Raw genomic sequence first — 2,522 nt, forward strand, 5'->3', positions numbered from 1 at the left:
TCACATAAATATCGCTGTTCCACGTAATTTGACTGACAAGCAAAGGGCCTTGATAGAGGCCTTGGCTTTGGAGATGGACGTGCCTGTCAAGTCCTCTGGACTGATCGAAAAGCTAAAGGGGTTGTTTGCTTAACAATTGCATGATAGAGGGAAATGCGCAGAACTGTAATTTAATGGTCGATGGTTCGCTTCTATGAATAACGAGTTTTACTAAAATAATGAATGTTGATTTTTTTGTGCAAGGGGGGCTTGAGGCTCCCCTTGATGCTTCTTGAGTAGGAAGAATTGCTAAGGATGGAGTGGCATATATGAAGGACGAAGTTTATTGGTGGTATATTATTTTAGAGTCGAAAAAGGGCTCGGAAGAAGTTCTTTATCATGTTGCTCAAGCATCAAATAGCATAGGAGCTGAAACATCCGAGGCCCAAGATGGCTTAAAGACAAAATTGTATTACCGCTCGGATATGGAGTTGGAAGAATGGATTGGAAGGGTATCGTCACTGATAAAGGGCTTTGTAGACCTTTGCATCTGCGACGCTGGCAAAGAGGAATGGCGGCCGTGGATAAAAATGCACAAGGATGCCTTTCCTCCGCTCTTGGTGGGGGATCGCTTGGTGGTGTTAGCGCCATGGCATAAACACGAGCCAGGTAGCGCTTTTGGCACGGGATACCATGCCAGCACGCAAATAGCTTTAAAGTTGCTTGAAAAGTATTTAAAACCGGGAGACAAAGTTTTAGATGTAGGTACTGGCTCTGGTATACTTTCCATAGCAGCACTCAAGCTTGGAGCTGCAAAAGTAATCGCCAGAGACATAGATCCCGCGGTAAAAAAGGAAGTTGAGAAAAATGCCCTTTTAAACGATGTAACTACTGGGTTGATTCTTGAGATTGCGGATGGGACGATAGGTTTCGGCGAAATTGTTGACTGTATAGTTGCAAATATATTGTATGAGCCCTTGGTCGCTATGCTGGATTCATTTAAAAAGATACTAGCTGAAAGCGGGTTTATGATATTATCTGGTTTGTTATTGAAGGAACGCGAATCCTTTGTTGAAGCGATGGAAAGGGCAAAATTTTCGATCGTAGAAGAGCTCGAGAAGGAGGACTGGTGGGGTGTCGTTGCCTCGCACGAGGTTAGATAAGGCCGAGAGTCTTTCTAGCAACGTATGGGTTTTGGATGCCAGGGAGTCTCACCATTTGATGCACGTAAGGCGATGTCGCATAGGAGATGAAATTGAAGGCCTGCTTGAAGGCAGAAAGCTTTTGCTTGTCATCGAGGGATACAAAGATGGCAGGGTCATCGCAAGGGAGATCGATAAGCTTCCTCTGAGTGAAATGAAAATTCGAACGACGCTCTTAGTTGCCCTTGTGAAATCTAGTGCCTTTGAAGACATGCTGGGCCATGTTACGGAGTTGGGTGTAACCGAAATTATACCTCTCTTGGCCGAACGATGTATTGTTAAATTAAAGGGAGATACCAAACGTAAAAAGGCGAGATGGGAAAGGATCATCGATGAGGCCACAAAGGTCAGTGGTATAAGCAGTCATCCGATTTTGCACGAACCTTTGAGGATTTCCGATTTGAAAGCAGAGAAGTTGCCTCCCCTTCGCTTATTTGGTGCTTTAACTGATGATGCGAAACCCTTGGGCCAAATTAGAGTAGATGGCGAAAGAGATGTGGCATTTGCCGTTGGTCCCGAGGGCGATTGGACGGAGGAGGAAATGTCTTTGTTTTTAAAAGCTGACTTTATTCCTGTTTCACTGGGACCGAATATATTGCGGACAAACACTGCGGCGGTAGCTGGATTGTCCTATATAATTTTGAGTGCTGAAGGTGTGTCATCTTGCGATCCTTAGAGGGCGTAAAGGTAAGGATTAAATGTTTAGGATGTCGAACTAACATTTACGAAGCTGAGGCGATAGCCGACTGCTTTCGAAATGAGGGAGCCATCATCGCTGACGGTAGCGAATTTGACGTTGGTGTGTTGGTGAGCTGCGCTGTGACCAAGACGGCGGAGAAAAAGTGTAGGCAGGCGTTGCGGCGTATGCAGAGGAAATCTCCCCGAGCCATGACGGTTTTATGTGGTTGTTATGTGCAGGGAAGACCCGATGAGGATCTGCTCGAATTGGGCGCAGATCTTTACGTAGGAAATAGATTGAAGGCGGAGTTGACGAACATTGTAGCTAGCATGATTAAAGGAGGGATAAGAAAGCCTTTAATTTTAAAAACGGATGTGTTGCACGACGAAAGGTGGGATCCCCTTAGGCTATCAAAAGTTAGCTTTCATACAAGATCTTTTGTTAAAGTGCAGGACGGATGCGACTCCTTTTGTTCTTATTGTATAGTACCTTTTTTGAGAGGACGTCCTACCAGTAGGGATATGCAAGAAGTTATAGATGAAGTCGAACGTCTAGTTAACCAAGGGTGCAAAGAGGTTGTGTTGACGGGCGTGCATCTTGGGCTTTACGGCAGCGGGTGTGATTTTGACCTTGGAGACTTGGTTAAATCGCTTGCCAAAATA

General features: G+C 45.1%; 3 protein-coding genes. All 3 read left to right on the plus strand.

Annotated elements, in window-relative coordinates:
• Nucleotides 1-308 precede the first annotated feature (308 nt).
• Complete coding sequence (locus tag Q7P41_RS10135; RefSeq protein ID WP_303883999.1) at nucleotides 309-1,142, plus strand: 50S ribosomal protein L11 methyltransferase; 834 nt, start codon at nucleotides 309-311, stop codon at nucleotides 1,140-1,142.
• Nucleotides 1,114-1,857 (plus strand): 16S rRNA (uracil(1498)-N(3))-methyltransferase, encoded by a 744-nt coding sequence (locus Q7P41_RS10140; protein ID WP_303884000.1) that lies wholly within the window; start codon nucleotides 1,114-1,116, stop codon nucleotides 1,855-1,857. Before Q7P41_RS10135 ends, Q7P41_RS10140 begins: the two co-directional genes overlap by 29 nt.
• On the plus strand, nucleotides 1,845-2,522 hold a 678-nt coding region (locus Q7P41_RS10145; protein ID WP_303884003.1), incomplete at its 3' end, for a radical SAM protein. The genes Q7P41_RS10140 and Q7P41_RS10145, both read left to right, overlap by 13 nt.

The sequence above is a fragment of the Acetomicrobium mobile genome, assembly GCF_937920065.1.